Consider the following 17,916-nt stretch of genomic DNA (forward strand, 5'->3'; position numbering starts at 1 on the left):
GCATGGTCCGTTTCATAGCTGGATACGGACCATGACCACACCACAACGCTTTCGAGCGCTGGATGAACGCCTTACCGCACTGCTGCCGGTGGCTGGCAGTGTAGAGAAAGGCCTGGACGAGTGCCTGGGGCAGCTGTTCCCGGGCCTCGGCATTACCGCACGCACGCTCTATTTCGGCACCTATGACCTACTGACGCTGACAGGTTTGCACCTGTTCGACGGTGGCACCTTCAAGCTGCCCGCAGGAAGCCAGCCAAGCCACATCGGGTATCAGGCCCTGAGCCTGCCCATTGGCTTCAGTTCACGCATTGACAGCTTCTGCCGCACCCTTCGCCAGGAACTCCACGCCAGGCTGGCCGCCGATTGGCAAGCACGCGACGCCACAGGCCTTACCCGCGTGGTGCGGCTGGCCTCGCTGCGCAGTGACCAGTTCGACGCCGAAATGCGCTTGCGCAGCACTGACCAGACGCTCTCCAGCGAACACATCCAGTTGCTCAGAACCTGTCTGGAACTGCCGCTGCCCTGGCAGCGCAGGCATTTGCCGCTGCATTCACGCCCCCAGCTCTATCGCCCTTTGCTGACGGCTACCGAACCCAACTGGCGCAGCCATATACCCGGGTTCATGGTACTCACTGAGCACGGCCCGGAAGGCCAGTTGCTGGATCAGCAAAGCAAAGTCGGGCGTACGCTTCTCTGTAGTGTGGCGCACGGTGTGGAGGCCTTTGACAGCCTTGCCGAGCTGCATAAAGAGCTTTGTGAACGCTTGGAGGACCCGCAACAAAGCGAGCATCTGCTGGCATTGCTGGCTACCCCCGAGCAGCAGCAGCGCGCTCGTCAGGCCGAGCAGCTGCGCTATGACTGGTACCCCGAGGAGTTGGTGCAGTTTCAGGCATTTGCCATCCGCGACGCCCAGCTGGCACGCCTGACCCATGCCTGGCACCACAGTTGGAAACAAGGCCTGCAACGCAACGTCGAGCAGCTCGACAAGGCATTGGCCGAAGCGCTGGACATACGCACGCAGGTCGGCACTGTTGGCCCGCTCGCCAACCGCTACGGGCTGCTGCTGGAAAAGCACCTGCCCAACTGGTTGCGCACCACCTCACAACAAGGCGTGACGCATATCATGCAGGCGTTGCAGCAACAGGTGGCAGCCATCCAGGGTGCGGCGGCACCCGGGATTCTCACGCTGGGGCAGTTCAACCAGCAACACTCGCTGCTGAATTGGGTAAGCGAGAGGCTGCAGGAATACCTTCAACGTGACCCAGGCCTGGATATCCACCCTCGCGACATCTTTGTCAGCGTAACGGTTGCGCGCCAGATAGGCCCCCTGATCAATCCGCTCCCTACCGCGGGCGCCACGGGTTACATCCCCGTAGCCAGCAGGCCTATCGTGGGCGACACCATTGAATTTGTCCGGCACACCTATAGGCTCGACGAACTGGCGCTGTTGAACATCGCCTGGTTCGAAGTTGACTACTGGCTCACGGCAAAGGTGCACCTGGGCGATGGCGAAGCGTTGCCTGCCCTTACGCCGTCAAGGGTCAGGCAGATGGTACGGCGCCTGAATGCTGGAACCGGCTATCAGGCTTATCTGCGTACCCAGTTGCTCGCTTCACCCGAAGGCGAGTGGCGGCAGTGGGCGCACGGGGAGCTGAACCGCACCCGCATGAACGCCGAAGCCGTCAAGGGGCGTTACGCCGGCCATTTTCTTGTGGATACCATCGAGCAGGGCTACGGCTGGGCCAGCACAGTGATCAACGCCCCCGACAGCCAGGCGCGCCCTTACTTCAACAACGAGCAGCGCGTGGACGTACAGCAGTTGCTCATTCAGGAGCAGACGTTACAAGGCGTGCTGTTGCTGGTATCGCCCCTGAACTCCAAGCGCATTGTAGTGTATAGCCCAGACGCTCCCGACCGCCGCTACTGGCGTGAATATGCCAACGCACGTGGGCTGATACGTGCGATACGCAACGATGAGCGCCTGCGCAGTTACGTCGCCCAGCGCCTTCCCCTTGCCAACCGCAACAAGATCGAGAAACTCCTGGTCAAGGGACGCCTGGGTCCACACGTACGACAGCAGACCATCACCGGTAACCTTTACCACGCAGCCTACCGCGCAGAAGTCCAGAGCCTGCTGGCGCAAACTGACGCTGCCACCCGCAGTAACGAGGAATTGCTTGGTACATTCTCGATCAACGTACTGCGATTGTTGCTCGACATCGTGACCCTGGTCCTGCCCCAACGCCAACTCATCGCGCTGGCCTTCGGGCGCATGGGTATCTCGATCTGGGATGGTTTCGAAGCGTTCAACGAGGATGACCACGAAGGCGCGCTTCATCACGCCATCGCCGCCCTTAGTCATGCCACCGAAGGGCTGAACACGTTGGCAGGCTCCGGCATGATGCGGCGTGTGATGCGCGGCATGCCCACGCCACCTTCCGTACCACTGCCGTCCCGCTACCAGGCCAGGCCACCCGAGGCCAGGATACGTTATCGAATCGATGGGGCGCACGGCGAAGCGGTGTACGAGCTGGCTTCCACCAGCCCGGGTTTATCCCTGTACTACGTCAAGGACTTGCACGGCCGGTACTTCAACGTCAGCTTCGATGGCAGCCGCTGGCGCGCAACCGACCCAAGTCAACCGCTCGCCTACCTCAAGCTGCCCATCAAACGCCGCCTTGACGGTGGCTGGGTGGTGGACTCTCCACTGCTCTGGTACGACGGCCTGCCCGATCTGAAACAATTGCTGGGTGCGTGCCAACCGGACACACCCCTCAGCGGCTCAGCGGTCCCCGCAGAGCCAGACGTGTTCGAAGCGCATAGCATGCCGTTTCTACAACTGGGCAATCAGCAGGTAAATGTGCGGCACCACCCTCTGGCAGGGCATTTCCACCTTGCCATCCCTGAGTACATGCAAACCCATGTACCGATCTGGGCAGTGCTGCGTCGGCAAGAAGGTCAATGGCAAATCCGGGTACGCCAGCCAGGGCGCAGTAGCGACTGGCTGGCGCTGCCTGCGGATTATTCGGCAAGTCTGGGCAGCAGCCGGTCCAGCCGCTGATGCAGGGCACTGCCGCTCGGCCAGTTGCGCAACAGCCGCGCCCGGTCACGGGCGTAGGCTGGGGCAAAGCTGAGCTGGGTGGCATGCTGGCACATGGCGTCAAGGTCGATCAGCGACCACTGGCCGTTATCCCAGAACAGGTTGTGGCCCTTGAAATCGCCATGGCTGATGCGCTCGCGAATCAGCTGCTGCATGACATGCACCAAGGCATCGACCTGTTCTTCAGGTGCATCACCATTTTCCACGTAGGGCGCAAAGCATGCGGTCAGGTCCGGGCCATCGACGTACTCGGTAACCAGATAAGCGCGGCTGCGAAGGCCCATCACCCGTTGTTCCAGCACCGCCAGCGGGCGCGGCGTGGCGATGCCGAGGAACTCCAGGCGGTGCCCTTCGATCCACGAATGCCAGGCCCGGCTCGGGCGCCAGAAGCGCTTGAACCAATGTGCGGTGTTCTTGATGTTGTAGCGTTTGAGCACCAGTTGGCGGCCATTCACCTCGATGCGCGCCACGCTGGCAGCGCCACCGGTTTTGTACAGGTGGCCCTGGTCGATCAAGGCATCGGCCTGCTCCAGCACCGGCAGCATGGCGCCTAGCTCGCTCCGGCGAATCGCCCGCAAGCCTGAAAGGTTGCGTTCGACACTGAACAGGCTGCACTCGCGCCCAGCCTTTTCCAGATAGTCCTTCTGCCGCCAGCTGCGCACCTTGTCCACCTGCTTCTGCAAGGCTTCCAGCGGCAGCGCGTGCTCGGCATTGGCCAGCAGGTAATGCACCAGCAGCTCTTCGATGAACGGCTCCAGGCGCTTGGGCAACTGGGCGAAGAACACCCCAAGGTTCTCCAGCACACGCGGGCGCGACAGCTGCTGGCCAGGCGTTTCGGCCTTGATGCCGGCGCCGTCGATCAGGTACAGCTTGCCGCCGTGGCGCAGCAGGTTGTCCAGGTGCAGGTCTTCCTGCCACAGGCCCTGGGCATGCATGTGCGCCACGGCAGTCAGCGCTTCACCCAGCACCAGGTGCTGTTCGTCGGCCAGCACCGGCAGGTTTTCCACAGCGGCCCAGGCGTCCGCCAGGCTTTCGGCACCGTCGAGGAACTCGAACAGCAGCCAGCCGCCCTCGCCTTCCTTGAGGCCGTCGGCCAGCAGTTTTGGCGTGGTCAGGCCCTGCTCGGCCAACAGCTTCACGCCCTGCAGTTCACGCTGGAAATGCCGGGCAGCATTGCTACCGACCAGCAGTTTGGCCAGCACCGGGGTGCCGCGCCACACGCCGGCGCCAACATAGCGCTGGCCCGGCAGCACACGCAGCAGGCTGAGCAGTTGCAGGTCGGCGCTGCCGGCGGCATCGGCCAAGGTAATGCTCAACGGTAACGACGGGCTGCGCCCGGCATCCTTCAGTTCAGACAAACGCATCAGCGGGCCTCTTTTTCACGACGGCGTTGCGTCAGGCGTTGCAGCCAGGTATTGACCAGCGAGCCGTCGGCCGGCTGCGCCAGGTAAGTGGCCAGCAAGGTCCGCACATCCTGTTCGCTCCAGGCCTGGGCGCGGCGCAACAGCGGCTCCAGGTCCTTGAGCCGGTCACGCATGCCGAACAGCAGCGGCCGGGTCTTCTCCAGGTCGATCAATTGCGCATCCCAACCCTCGCGGCGTTGGCGCAGGAAGATGTGCTTGGGGTAAAAGCAGCCGTGCACCTGGCCAGCGCTGTGCAGGGTACGCGCCAGCAGGCCGCAGGCCTGCAGGATGCCCATGCGTTCGGCGTCACCCAGCTGCGACCATTGCGCCAGCAGGCTGTCGAGGTCGGCCCACTCGTCCAGTGCACGGGTCATCAGGATGGCCCGGTGTTTGCCGCCTTGCTTGCGCTCACCATAGAACACCGCCTGCAAGGCCGGGATGTGCAGCTTCTGGTAACGGCTGATGTTGCGGAATTCACGGGCGAAGGTCGGCTCGCCCAACGGCCGGTGCAGGGTGCGGGTCAGGTAGTCGCTCTGGCGCTTGAGGTAGTAGCCCTTGCCTTCCAGCTCAAGGCGGAACACGCTGCTCCAGCCTCCCCGGCCGGTATTCGGTTCGTCCACAGCGTCCAGTTGCAACGCCCACAGCGCCTCGAAGTCGTCCAGGCCATGGCGTTTGAGCAGCGCGAGGTCTGCGCTGGCCAGGTAATCGGTCATTCCCTTCCCTCGAAAAAGCCCAGTACCTGGCGAATGCGCTTCTTGTCGCGCACATTCAGCCGGTCGCGGCCACGGTATTGCAGGTAGAAGCGCAGGCGCTGGGTGGCCGACAGGTGATACTTGGCCACCTTGTCCAGGCACGCCAGGTCCTTGATCATCCGGTGCCGCCACATGAAGCCGCGCCAGAAGTCGCCGGTGGGGCAGTCGATGAAGAATAGCGTGCCCTGGTCATCGACCAGCAGGTTGCGCCACTTCAGGTCGTTATGGGCAAAGCGGTGTTCGTGCATCACCCGGGTATGGTGGGCCAGCTGACGGCTGATATGGTCGACCCAGGCGCGGTCGGCCAGGCGCGCATCGTTACGCTCGGCCAGTGCCGACAAGTCTTCAGTGTTGGGCAACTCGCGGGTGATCATCGCCCCGCGGCCAAACGCCAGGCCATTGCGCTCAAGCCCCCAGGCCACCACTTCAGCGGTGGGGATGCCCCACTTGGCGAACTGCTTGAGGTTCTGCCATTCGGCCTTGATGCGTGGCCGGCCCAGGTAGCGGCGCATGTGCTTGCCGGCACCGGTGTAGCGTTTGACGTAGTAGTTGACCCCGTCACGCTCGATGCGCACCACCTCGCTCAGCGGGTCGCGGGTCAGGCGTTCGCCTTGAATGGCAAATACCGCATCGAGGCTGCCGAAGTCCGCCGCCAGGTGTTGATAACCCGGCGCCAGTGTCCAACTCGCCATCAGAGTGCATCCCCATAGCGTTGCTTGCGGTCGTAGAGTTTCTGCGCCTTGCGCTCCAGCCAGGCGAGCAGCGCGGCTTCGTCCTTGAGGATTTGCCGCAGCGGGCGCTGGAAGTAACCGCGCAGGAAACGCAGCTTGTCGCGCTGGGTAAGGCCGATGTCCAGCGCCGAGAAATACAGCGCTGCCAGGTCCTTGTCGCGCCAGCGACGGCTGATTTTGGCTCGGGTTTGCGCGCGGTGCAGGTCGATCACCGACAGTTTGAAGTCATCCGCCGTCACCGGGCGGTCAGTGTGCAGCAGGAAGTGGCAGATGTAGCAGTCGCGGTGGTTGACCCCGGCGCGGTGCATGCCGCCGGTCATCTTCGCCACCTCGGCGATCAGCGCACGCTTCAGGCGCGGCTCGGGCGGCTGTTTGACCCAGTCGATGCTGAAGTCTTCCAGGCTGATGGTCGGCGCCAGCTCCTCGGTGATGATGAACGAGTGCTGCGTGGCCGGGTTGCTGCCGCGCTCGCCGTAGGCAACTGCGGTCATGGTCGGCACGCCCACCTCATGCAGGCGCTGGATGGCCTGCCATTCCTGGCCGGCGCCGAGCACCGGCAGCTTGGCGGTGAACAGGTTCTTGAAGATCTCGCCCCAGCCAATGCCGCGGTGGATCTTGACGAAAAAGCCCTCGCCAGCCACCTCGGTGCGCAGCGTGCGGCGCCCTTCCAGTTCGCGATAGACCTCGCCTTGCAGCGCCTCTACGGCGTCGAAGGCATCACGCCCGGCCCACAGGCGTTTGAAGGGTTCGGCCAGTATCAGCTTCATGCGGTTTTCTGCCCCAGGATCACGTCGGCAGCATGCTGCGGCATGCTGTACAGATCAGCGGTTTCAGCAAATGCCAGGCCGTTGCGCGACCAGCTTGCACGGGCCTGCGGGTCTTCGAGCATGCGCTGCAGGTAGCCGTTGAGCTGCTCTTGTTCGAACGGCTCGTCCAGCACCAGGCCACTGTCGGCCTCGGCAATGTAATGCGCGTAGCCGCACACCTTGGACACCAGCACCGGCAAGCCGGCCACCAGCGCTTCGAGCAGCACCGTACCGGTGTTCTCGTTGTAGGCCGGGTGAATCAACAGGTCGGCGCCCAGCAGGAAGCGCGGGATATCGCTGCGCCCCTTGAGGAACTGCACCTGGTCGCCCAGGCCCAACGTCGCGCTTTGCAGCTGGAACACCTTGGGGTCGTCCTGGCCGATCACCATCAATCTGGTACGCTTGCGCAGGGCCGACGGCAGCGCGGCCAGGGCCTTGAGGCTGCGGTCCACACCCTTGGTCTTGAAGCCCGAACCAATCTGCACCAGCAAAAGGTCGTCATCACCCAGGTTGAATTCCTTGCGGAACTCGGCGCGGATTTCGGCGGCGTTGGCCGGCGCGCGGCGGTCCTGGGAAATACCCGGTGGCAGCAGGTGGAAGCGCTCTTGCGGGGTGCCATAGTGCTTGATGAACAGCGGCTGCTGTACTTCGGAAATCATCAGCACTTCGGTATGCGCATCTTTGGCGAACACCGCACGCTCGTACTCGGCAAAGTGCCGGTAGCGGCCCCAGCGGCGGTACAGGCCACCACGCAGGGTTTGCGCCTTGTCTTCGAAGCAGCCGTCGGCGGCGTAGTACACGTCCAGCCCCGGCATCTTGTTGAAGCCGATCAGGCGGTCTACCGGGCGTTTGGCCAGGTCGGCCGCCATCCAGGCGCTGAGCTTCTCGTTGCGGCGGTGGTTGAAGATCGCCTTCACCGGCGCCACCAGCACCTCGAAGCCCGGCGGAATGTCACCCTCCCAGATCAGCGTGTAGACACGGATCTGGTGGCCCCGCTTCTGGCATTCCAGGGCAATGCGCATGAAGTCGCGCTGCAGCCCGCCGAAGGGGAAATATTTGTAAAGCACGAAAGCCAGTTGCATCAACGGACATCCTCAGCCAGCAGCAACGCGCTCAAGCGGCTCGCCACATGCTCGGGATTCAGGCGAGTGAAGCACAGCGGCCACTCGCGTTTCAGATCAAACCGGGCCAGGTCATCGGCGCTCGGTTTATAGGTGCACTTCTTCTGCAGGCAGGGAGCGCAAGGCCAGTCACTGGCCTGGTGAATCTGGGTCCGTCCGTAGGCGCCAGTCAGGCCCGGGTTGGTCGGGCCAAACAGCGAAATGGTCGGCACATCGAGTGCCGCCGCCAGGTGGCCAAGGCCGGTATCGACCGCCACGCAGGCTTTTGCCGCCGCCAATACGCGTGCGACGCCGGCAAGGTTCAATTTGGGGAGCACCTGGCAGTTGTTCAAGCCCTGGGCAATGCGCTCGGCCCGCGCCTTCTCGGCCGGGTTGCCCCACGGCAGGCGCACTTCCAGCTTGCGCCGGCCCATGCGCTCGGCCAGCTCGCGCCAATAAGCTTCAGGCCAGTGCTTGGTTGCCCAGGTGGTGCCATGCAGGAACACCACATAGGGTGCAGCCGGCGGCAGTTGCAGGCGGTCGAGGTCCAGGCCGTAGTTGCCGATGCCTTCCGGCAGGTCGTAGGCCAGGGCCATGGCGAACAGCTGGCGCACCCGCTCTACCGCGTGTTGCCCGGTGGCCACCGACAGCGGCCGGTCATAGAAGCGGCTGGCCCAGCCTTCGCGGGCCGAGTAGCGGTCCAGGCCGGCCACCGGGGCCTTCACGTAGCGGGTCAGCCAGGCCGACTTGACCAGGCCCTGGGCGTCGATGACCAGGTCGTACTTGCGCTCGCGCACACGCTTCTTGAACGCCCGCCACTCGCCACTCTTGATGGTTTGCCAGAGGTTCTTGCGCCAGCGGCGGATAGCCACCGGGATAACCTGATCGACCGCCGGGTGCCAGCTGGGGATTTCGGCAAAGCCTTCTTCCACCACCCAGTCGAAACGGATACCCGGGATGGCATGGGCGGCATCGGTAAGCGCCGGCAGGGTGTGGATCACATCACCCAGCGACGAAGTCTTGATGATCAGTACCCGCACTTAGTCGACCTCGGCCACGGTATCGATCAGGTCCGGCCCACTCAGGCTGTGCAGGGCGGCGATGACTTTGCCCGGCTCCAGCAGGCGCAGGCAGTTGTAGTGGCCAAAGCGGCAGGTACGGTCAAAGCACGGGCTGCACTCGATACCGGTGCGCACCACTTCCACCTGCTCGGCCAGCGGCGGCGTGAAGCCTGGCGAAGTGGAACCGTACACCGCGACCAGCGGGCGGTTCAGCGCGGCGGCTACGTGCATCAGCCCGGAGTCGTTGGACACCACGGCATGCGCGCAGGACATCAGGTCGATGGCCTCGGCCAGCGAGGTTTCACCCGCCAGGTTGGACGATTCTTCACGGAACCCCGGGATCAGCCGGTCGCGGATCTGCTCGCCGACCGGGTGGTCGTTCTTCGAGCCGAACAGCCACACCTGCCAGCCTTGGCGGATCATCGCATCGGCCACGGCGGCATAGTGCTCGGCCGGCCAGCGCTTGGCTTCGCCGAACTCGGCACCGGGGCACAGCGCCAGTACCGGGCGGTCCAGCTCCAGGCCGAACTTGGCCAGGGCAGCTTCGCGGCTTTGCGCTTCGATCTGCAGGCTGGGGCGCGAATACGGCTGCGGCAGCTCGGCACCGGGCGCGTAGGCCAGGGCCATGAAGCGCTCGATCATCAGCGGGTAGCGGGCCTTGTCCAGCTTGCGCACGTCGTTTAGCAGGCCGAAGCGCATTTCGCCGCGCCAGCCGGTGCGTTTGGGGATGCCGGCGAAGAACGGCACCAGGGCCGACTTCAGCGAGTTGGGCAGCAGGATGGCCTGGTCGTACTGGCCGGCCAGGGACTTGCCGATGCGCCGTCGCGTGGCCAGCTCCAGCGCGCCGTGGCCGAGCGGGAAGCTCAAGGCCTGGCGCACTTCGGGCATGCGTTCGAGTATCGGCCGGCTCCACTCGGGCGCCAGCACGTCGATCACGCAGTCGGGGTGCTGCTGTTTCAGGCACTGGAACAAGGTCTGCGCCATCACCATGTCGCCGACCCAGCTGGGGCCAATGATCAGTATTCTCATGCTTAGTCCAGAAACGCTCGGGGAGGCTACAGACTGCGGTACAGCCTGGCCTCCCCTCTTTATATTCAGGCTATGTGGCGGACAGTGTACCACTCAGGCAAATCCATGGCTGATCGCAGCCCTTGTGGGAGCGGGTTCACCCGCGAAGAAGACGACGCGGTGCATGGCACCGGCTTCGCCGGTGTTCGCGGGTGAACCCGCTCCCACAGGGCTGGCGGGGCCTTCAGGTGAGGCCAAGCTCACCCCAGATCCGCCGCACTTCAAGGCGTTCATCGGCAAACTGTGCCGCATCGATCACCCCGGCCTGCTTCTGCAAGGCCTGGCGGTGCGAGGCCGAGCGGAACGCCTTGTACACTTCACGCAACAGCACCGCGTCACTGGCCGGCATCAAACCTGCCTGCTCCAGCTCTTCCAGAATGCGGATGTTATCGGTCCATCGGAGTATGGCCGGGTGGTCATGGGACCAGGCCAAAGCGGCGTATTGCACCATAAATTCGATATCGACGATACCGCCGGCATCCTGCTTGATATCGAACGGCACACCGGCCTCGAAGGCGTTGGCGGCCGTGCCGGCAGCGGTAGCCTTGGTGCCGAGGTTGTCGCGCATCTTGGCGCGCATTTCACTCACTTCGCTGCGCAGTTTTTCCAGGTCGCGGGCCTGGCCCAGCACCTTGGCCCGTACCCCTTCGAACGCCGCGCCCACCTGCTTGCAGCCCACCAGCACCCGGGCGCGTACCAGGGCCTGATGCTCCCAGGTCCAGGCTTCGTTCTGCTGGTAACGCTCGAACGCGCCCAGCGAGCTGACCAGCAGGCCTGAAGCGCCGGACGGGCGCAGGCGCATATCCACGTCGTACAGCTGGCCCGAGTTGGTCTGGGTAGTCAGCAGGTGGATGATGCGCTGGCCCAGGCGGGTGAAGAACTGCGCGCTATCGATCGGCTTGGCGCCGTCGGTTTCCGCCTGCGGGTCGCCGTCGTGGATGAATACCAGGTCCAGGTCCGAACCGTGGCCCAGCTCCAGGCCACCCACCTTGCCGTAGCCAATAATGATGAACCCCGGGTCGCACAGGCTGCCGTCGCTGCGCTTGGGCTGGCCGTGGCGGGCCACGGTCTGGCGCCAGGCCAGCGCCAGTACCTGGTCGAGGATGGCTTCGGCCAGCCAGGTCAGGTAGTCGCTGACTTTCATCAACGGCAGGTTGCCGCTGATTTCCGAGGCTGCCACGCGCAGGCTGTGGGCCAGCTTGAAGTGGCGCAGCGCCTCCATCTGTTGTTCCAGGTCGTCCTCGGGGATGCGCGTCAGGCGCTCGCGCAGCTCGCTGGCCAGCTCTGGCGCCAGTGGCGGGCTGAACAGGCGGCCTTCATTGAGCAGTTCGTCGAGCAGCAGCGGGTAGCGGGCCATCTGCTCGGCAATCCATGGGCTGGCGGCGCACAAGGTGAGCAGGCGGCGCAAAGCCCCTGGGTTTTCGGTCAGCAGCACCAGGTAAGCCGAACGCCGCGCCACCGCCTCGACCAGCGGCAACACACGTTCAAGCACCAGGTCGGGGTTGTCATGCTCCACCGCCTGCGCCAGCAACCGCGGGATAAAAGCATCCAGGCGTTCACGGCCAATGCGCTGCATCGAGCGCAGTTGCGGGCTGGAGCGCAGTGCAGCCAGGCGCCGCAGGGCTTCGACGGGCGCCTTGAAGCCGGCCTCCTCCAGCTGGCGGCCGGCGGCCTCCTCGTCCTGGGCCTGCTCCCACAGCGGCGACCATTCACCGCCCACCACCAGTTCACCTTCGCCGTCTTCATCATCCGGATCGGCGATCACCTGGCGGAAGTGCCAGTCGATCCGGCCACGCCAGTACATCAGCTGGTCGTGGAAGCTCTGCCAGTCGGCAAAGCCAAGGATGTAGGCCACCCGCGCCTGGTCGGTTTCGTCCTCGGGCAGCATCTGTGTCTGGCGGTCAGCGATGGCCTGGATGGCGTGCTCGGTGTAACGCAGGAACTCATAGCCCTCGCGCAACTCAGCCACCACCGCCGGCGGCAGGTAGCCCTGGCCCTCCAGGGTCGCCAGCACCTTGAGCAGCGGCCTTTGCTGCAGGCTGAGGTCACGCCCGCCGTGGATCAGCTGGAAGGCCTGGGCGATGAACTCGACCTCGCGGATGCCACCGGCACCCAGCTTGATGTTGTCGGCCATGCCCTTGCGCCGCACTTCCTGCTGGATCAGCTGCTTCATGGTGCGCAGCGCTTCGATCGCGGAAAAATCCAGGTAACGGCGGTAGACGAACGGGCGCAGCATCTCCTGCAACTGCGCGCCGGCCGCCTGGTCGCCGGCCACCACCCGCGCCTTGATCATTGCGTAGCGTTCCCAGTCGCGGCCCTGGTCCTGGTAGTACTGCTCCAGGGCATTGAAGCTGAGCACCAGCGCGCCGGCCGAGCCGTACGGGCGCAGGCGCATGTCGACGCGGAACACAAAGCCGTCGACGGTCACCGGGTCCAGCGCCTTGATCAACCGTTGGCCCAAGCGGGTGAAGAACTCCTGGTTGTCCAGCGAACGCTTCACCCCTTCGGTTTCACCGCCTTCGGGGAAACCAAAGATGAGGTCGATATCCGACGACAGGTTCAGCTCCACCGCGCCCAGCTTGCCCATGCCCAGCACCACCATGGGCTGCGGCTGGCCGCTGCGGTTGCCGATGGGCGTGCCGAACTGCTGGCAATGGCGCGGGTACAACCATTGGTAGGCTTCGTCGATGGAAGCATCGGCAAGGTCCGACAGGTCACGGCAGGTTTCGCCCAGTTCGGCCTGGCGGGTGATGTCGCGCCAGATGATGCGCACCTGTTGACGGTTGCGTGCGCGGCGCAGGTTGCGCGCCAGTTCGTCTTCGCTTTGCGCCGCCTGTGCAGCCTCGGCAATTTGCCCGCGCAGCTCACCCGGGGCGTAACGTCGCTCCAGCTCGCCGCTGGCCAGCAGGGCAAACAGCATGGCCGGGTCGCGCTGGGCCACACCCAGAACGAAGTCGCTGGCGGCGGCAACCTGATCGAACTGTTGCCGATGAACCGGGCTCCAGGCCTTCAGGTCAAGTTCGGGGTGGGCAGCCACGGCATCGCTGATGAATTGCTGGTTGCGAACGACCAGTGGCTGCAGGGTGACGGGCAGATCGGAAGGCAAAGGTAGGCGCATGGTCTATCCTTGATCGGCGTGAAATAGAGGGGAAAAAGCGGCCAAGGGAAAGCCGGACCACGGTTGGACTGTCGTACAAAAGTTGGAAATAGCTGAAAAAAACGGAATATTGGCAACAAACATCAAGAACCACCCGTTCGCGACACAATGCCAACCAACATGAACGTTTTTCCTCACAAGCGAAGGTGCGACCAAACGTCGCATAGATGTAGTTTTACTACTACTCATGTCGTGTAAAAGCATGAAATGCGAAAGCAAATGTAGTAAAACTACAACGCGCCGGAAGACACCCCGGTAATCCAAGAATTCACGACGTCTGCCCATAAGGCCAGTCGCAATCTCAGGCAATCGATTCTGGTTGCCTTTCCGCCCTGGAGCAAGCCATGCAAGACCTCGATCCAATCGAAACCCAGGAATGGCTGGATGCCCTGGAGTCGGTCCTCGACAAAGAAGGCGAAGACCGCGCTCATTACCTGATGACCCGTATGGGCGAGCTGGCCACCCGCAGTGGCTCCCAGCTGCCGTATGCGATCACCACGCCATACCGCAACACCATCCCTGTCACCCACGAAGCACGCATGCCTGGCGACCTGTTCATGGAACGCCGCATTCGCTCGATGGTGCGTTGGAACGCCCTGGCCATGGTCATGCGCACCAACCTGAAAGACTCGGACCTGGGCGGACACATCTCCAGCTTCGCCTCCAGTGCCACCCTGTACGACATCGGCTTCAACTACTTCTTCCAGGCCCCGACCGAAGAACACGGCGGCGACCTGGTGTTCTTCCAGGGCCACGCTTCGCCAGGCGTCTACGCCCGTGCCTTCATGGAAGGCCGCATCAGCGAAGACCAGATGAACAACTTCCGTCAGGAAGTGGACGGCAACGGCCTGTCTTCGTACCCGCACCCTTGGCTGATGCCTGACTTCTGGCAGTTCCCGACCGTTTCGATGGGTCTGGGCCCGATCCAGGCCATCTACCAGGCACGCTTCATGAAGTACCTGGAAGCGCGCGGCTTCATCCCGGCCGGCAAGCAGAAAGTCTGGTGCTTCATGGGCGACGGCGAGTGCGACGAGCCGGAATCCCTGGGCGCAATCGCCCTGGCCGGCCGCGAGAAGCTGGACAACCTGATCTTCGTCATCAACTGCAACCTGCAGCGCCTCGACGGCCCGGTTCGCGGCAACGGCAAGATCATCCAGGAACTCGAAGGCGTGTTCCGTGGCGGTGGCTGGAACGTCAACAAAGTCGTCTGGGGCCGTTTCTGGGACCCACTGCTGGCCAAGGACACCAACGGTGCCCTGCAGCGCCGCATGGACGAAGTCATCGACGGCGAGTACCAGAACTACAAAGCCAAAGACGGCGCGTACGTTCGTGAAAACTTCTTCAACACCCCAGAGCTCAAGGCCATGGTCGAAGACCTGTCCGACGACGAGATCTGGAAGCTCAACCGTGGCGGCCACGACCCGTACAAGGTCTACGCGGCATACCACCAGGCTGTGAACCACAAAGAGCAGCCAACCGTCATCCTGGCCAAGACCATCAAGGGTTACGGTACCGGTGCCGGCGAAGCCAAGAACACCGCGCACAACACCAAGAAGGTCGACGTCGACAGCCTGCGTCACTTCCGTGACCGCTTCGACATCCCGGTCAAGGATGCCGACCTTGAGAACCTGCCGTTCTTCAAGCCGGAAGAAGGTTCTGCCGAAGCCAAGTACCTGGCCGAGCGCCGTGCTGCCCTGGGCGGTTTCGTGCCTCAGCGCCGCGCCAAGAGCTTCAGCGTGCCAACGCCACCACTGGAAACGCTGAAAGCGATCCTGGACGGCTCGGGCGACCGCGAAATCTCCACCACCATGGCCTTCGTGCGTATTCTGGCGCAGCTGGTCAAGGACAAGGACATCGGCCAGCGCATCGTCCCGATCATCCCGGACGAAGCCCGTACCTTCGGTATGGAAGGCATGTTCCGCCAGCTGGGCATCTACTCGTCGGTCGGCCAGCTCTACGAGCCAGTCGATAAAGACCAGGTGATGTTCTACCGCGAAGACAAGAAGGGCCAGATCCTCGAGGAAGGCATCAACGAAGCCGGCGCCATGTCGTCGTTCATCGCTGCCGGTACCTCGTACAGCTGCCACAACCAGCCGATGCTGCCGTTCTACATCTTCTACTCGATGTTCGGCTTCCAGCGCATTGGCGACCTGGCCTGGGCCGCTGGCGACAGCCGCACCCGTGGTTTCCTGATCGGCGGTACCGCCGGCCGTACCACCCTGAACGGTGAAGGCCTGCAGCACGAAGACGGTCACAGCCACATGATGGCGGGCACCATCCCGAACTGCCGCACCTACGATCCAACCTACGGCTACGAGCTGGCGGTGATCATCCAGGACGGCATGAAGAAGATGACCGAAGAGCAACAGGACATCTTCTACTACATCACCGTGATGAACGAATCCTACCAGCAGCCAGCCATGCCGGCCGGTGTCGAGGAAGGCATCATCAAGGGCATGTACCTGCTCGAAGAAGACACCCGCGAAGCCGCGCACCACGTTCAGCTGATGGGCTCCGGCACCATCCTGCGCGAAGTCCGCGAAGCGGCGAAGATCCTGCGTGAAGAGTTCAACGTCGGTGCCGACGTGTGGAGCGTCACCAGCTTCAACGAACTGCGTCGCGACGGCCTGGCCGTAGAGCGCGCCAACCGCCTGAAGCCTGGCCAGAAGCCACAGGAAACCTACGTCGAGCAGTGCCTGAACGGCCGCAAAGGCCCGGTCATTGCCTCTACCGACTACATGAAGCTGTTCGCCGAGCAGATTCGCCAGTGGGTACCGAGCAAAGAGTTCAAGGTCCTGGGTACCGACGGTTACGGCCGCAGCGACAGCCGCAAGAAGCTGCGTCACTTCTTCGAAGTCGACCGCCACTTCGTGGTGCTGGCTGCCCTGGAAGCCCTGGCTGACCGTGGCGAGATCGAACCCAAGGTTGTTGCAGACGCTATCGTCAAGTTCGGTATCGACCCGGACAAGCGCAACCCACTGGACTGCTGAGGAGTATTTTTAAGTGAGCGAACTCATTCGCGTACCTGACATCGGCAGCGGTGAAGGTGAAATCATCGAGCTGTTCGTCAAGGTCGGTGACCGTATCGAGGCTGACCAGAGCCTGCTGACCCTGGAGTCCGACAAGGCCTCCATGGAGATCCCGGCCCCCAAGGCCGGCGTCATCAAGGAACTGAAGGTCAAGCTGGGCGACCGCCTGAAAGAAGGCGACGAGCTGCTGGTGCTGGAAGCCGAGGGCGCCGCTGCTGCGGCCCCTGAGGCACCGGCCGCCGCTGCTGCCCCGGCTGCTGCTCCAGCGCCAGCCGCTGAAGCCGCCCCTGCACCTGCTCCGGCCGCAGCCCCGGCTGCCGCCAGCGTGCAGGACATCCACGTGCCGGACATCGGCTCGTCGGGCAAGGCCAAGATCATCGAAGTGCTGGTCAAGGTCGGCGACACCGTCGAAGCCGACCAGTCGCTGATTACCCTGGAGTCTGACAAGGCCTCCATGGAAATCCCTTCGCCGGCTGCCGGCGTGGTCGAAGAAGTCCTGTGCAAGCTGGAAGACGAAGTCGGCACTGGCGACCTGATCTTCAAGCTCAAGGTTGCTGGCGCTGCGCCTGCTGCTGCCCCGGAACCTGCCGCTGCTGCCCCGGCCAAGGCTGAGGCGGCTCCGGCTGCCGCACCTGCCGCTACCGCTCCCGCTGCTGCCCCTGCACCGGTTGCTACCGCACCGGCTGCCAGCAACAACGCCAAGGTTCACGCAGGCCCGGCTGTTCGTCAGCTGGCCCGTGAATTCGGTGTCGAGCTGGGCGCTGTTGCTGCTACCGGCCCGCACGGCCGCATCCTGAAAGAAGACGTGCAGGTTTACGTCAAGGCGATGATGCAGAAGGCCAAGGAAGCACCAGCAGCCGCTGGCGCAACCGGCGGCGCTGGCATCCCGCCGATCCCGGCCGTGGACTTCAGCAAGTTCGGTGAAGTGGAAGAAGTGGCCCTGACCCGCCTGATGCAGGTCGGTGCTGCCAACCTGCACCGCAGCTGGCTGAACGTGCCGCACGTGACCCAGTTCGACTCCGCCGACATCACCGAGCTGGAAGCCTTCCGCGTTGCGCAGAAGGCCGTGGCCGAGAAGGCAGGCGTGAAACTGACCGTGCTGCCACTGCTGCTCAAGGCCAGCGCCTTCCTGCTCAAGGAAATGCCGGACTTCAACAGCTCGCTGGCGCCAAGCGGCAAGGCCATCATTCGCAAGAAGTACGTGAACATCGGCTTCGCCGTGGACACCCCGGACGGCCTGCTGGTCCCAGTGATCAAGAACGTCGACCAGAAGAGCCTGCTGCAACTGGCTGCCGAAGCGGCGGCGCTGGCTGAAAAAGCCCGCACCAAGAAGCTTTCGGCTGACGAGATGCAAGGCGCTTGCTTCACCATCTCCAGCCTCGGCCACATTGGCGGCACCGGCTTCACGCCGATCGTCAACGCGCCGGAAGTGGCGATTTTGGGCGTGTCCAAGGCGACCATGCAGCCGGTCTGGGATGGCAAGGCCTTCCAGCCGAAGCTGATGCTGCCGCTGTCGCTGTCCTACGATCACCGTGTGATCAACGGCGCTGCCGCCGCGCGCTTCACCAAGCGCCTGGGCGACGTGCTGGGTGATATCCGCACCATGCTGCTGTAAGGCAGCACACTGCCCCTGCGTGCAGGGGCAGTACCCTTTTCGAGCTGCCACGCTCGTACCTCAACCCCGTCATTTGGCGGGGCTTTTTTTTGCC

At 63.6% G+C, this 17,916-nt stretch carries 11 protein-coding genes; 3 read left to right on the plus strand and 8 right to left on the minus strand.

What is annotated here, in order from left to right; all coding sequences use genetic code 11:
- Positions 1–31: 31 nt before the first annotated feature.
- Entirely contained in the window at positions 32–3,061 is a 3,030-nt protein-coding gene (locus IAE39_RS15795; protein WP_201203973.1) for a dermonecrotic toxin domain-containing protein, read from the plus strand.
- Here IAE39_RS15795 and IAE39_RS15800 read toward each other — a convergent pair.
- From IAE39_RS15800 to glnE, 8 genes are all read right to left on the minus strand, one after another.
- On the minus strand, positions 3,022–4,464 hold the full coding sequence (locus tag IAE39_RS15800) for a lipopolysaccharide kinase InaA family protein (protein WP_201203975.1): 1,443 nt from the start codon (positions 4,462–4,464) through the stop codon (positions 3,022–3,024). The two genes, IAE39_RS15795 and IAE39_RS15800, sit on opposite strands and share 40 nt — an antisense overlap.
- On the minus strand, positions 4,464–5,216 hold the full coding sequence (locus IAE39_RS15805; protein WP_201203977.1) for a lipopolysaccharide kinase InaA family protein: 753 nt from the start codon (positions 5,214–5,216) through the stop codon (positions 4,464–4,466). The genes IAE39_RS15800 and IAE39_RS15805 overlap by 1 nt, the downstream gene beginning before the upstream one ends.
- On the minus strand, positions 5,213–5,947 hold the full coding sequence (locus IAE39_RS15810) for a lipopolysaccharide kinase InaA family protein (protein WP_201203979.1): 735 nt from the start codon (positions 5,945–5,947) through the stop codon (positions 5,213–5,215). Before IAE39_RS15810 ends, IAE39_RS15805 begins: the two co-directional genes overlap by 4 nt.
- A complete protein-coding gene (gene rfaP / locus IAE39_RS15815; protein WP_201203981.1) occupies positions 5,947–6,753 on the minus strand; it encodes a lipopolysaccharide core heptose(I) kinase RfaP in 807 nt (268 codons plus the stop codon). The genes IAE39_RS15810 and rfaP overlap by 1 nt, the downstream gene beginning before the upstream one ends.
- Positions 6,750–7,874, minus strand: coding sequence for a glycosyltransferase family 4 protein (locus tag IAE39_RS15820; protein ID WP_201203988.1), 1,125 nt, complete (start codon positions 7,872–7,874; stop codon positions 6,750–6,752). The genes rfaP and IAE39_RS15820 overlap by 4 nt, the downstream gene beginning before the upstream one ends.
- The gene (gene waaC / locus IAE39_RS15825; RefSeq protein WP_201203990.1) at positions 7,874–8,932 is read right to left on the minus strand and encodes a lipopolysaccharide heptosyltransferase I; all 1,059 of its coding nucleotides are present in this window, start codon (positions 8,930–8,932) and stop codon (positions 7,874–7,876) included. The genes IAE39_RS15820 and waaC overlap by 1 nt, the downstream gene beginning before the upstream one ends.
- Complete coding sequence (gene waaF / locus IAE39_RS15830; protein WP_201203991.1) at positions 8,933–9,982, minus strand: lipopolysaccharide heptosyltransferase II; 1,050 nt, start codon at positions 9,980–9,982, stop codon at positions 8,933–8,935.
- A gap of 223 nt (positions 9,983–10,205) precedes the next feature.
- On the minus strand, positions 10,206–13,139 hold the full coding sequence (gene glnE / locus IAE39_RS15835) for a bifunctional [glutamate--ammonia ligase]-adenylyl-L-tyrosine phosphorylase/[glutamate--ammonia-ligase] adenylyltransferase (RefSeq protein WP_201203992.1): 2,934 nt from the start codon (positions 13,137–13,139) through the stop codon (positions 10,206–10,208).
- A 383-nt stretch (positions 13,140–13,522) separates the two neighbouring features.
- On the opposite strand from glnE, the gene aceE reads away from it, so the two are divergent.
- Together aceE and aceF are read left to right on the plus strand one after the other, a co-directional pair.
- A complete protein-coding gene (gene aceE / locus IAE39_RS15840; RefSeq protein ID WP_201203993.1) occupies positions 13,523–16,168 on the plus strand; it encodes a pyruvate dehydrogenase (acetyl-transferring), homodimeric type in 2,646 nt (881 codons plus the stop codon).
- A 13-nt stretch (positions 16,169–16,181) separates the two neighbouring features.
- Entirely contained in the window at positions 16,182–17,822 is a 1,641-nt protein-coding gene (gene aceF, locus IAE39_RS15845; protein WP_201203994.1) for a dihydrolipoyllysine-residue acetyltransferase, read from the plus strand.
- The last annotated feature ends 94 nt before the right edge of the window (positions 17,823–17,916 follow it).

Source organism: Pseudomonas sp. S37 (assembly GCF_016658545.1).
In the GTDB taxonomy this organism is placed as follows: Bacteria; Pseudomonadota; Gammaproteobacteria; order Pseudomonadales; family Pseudomonadaceae; genus Aquipseudomonas.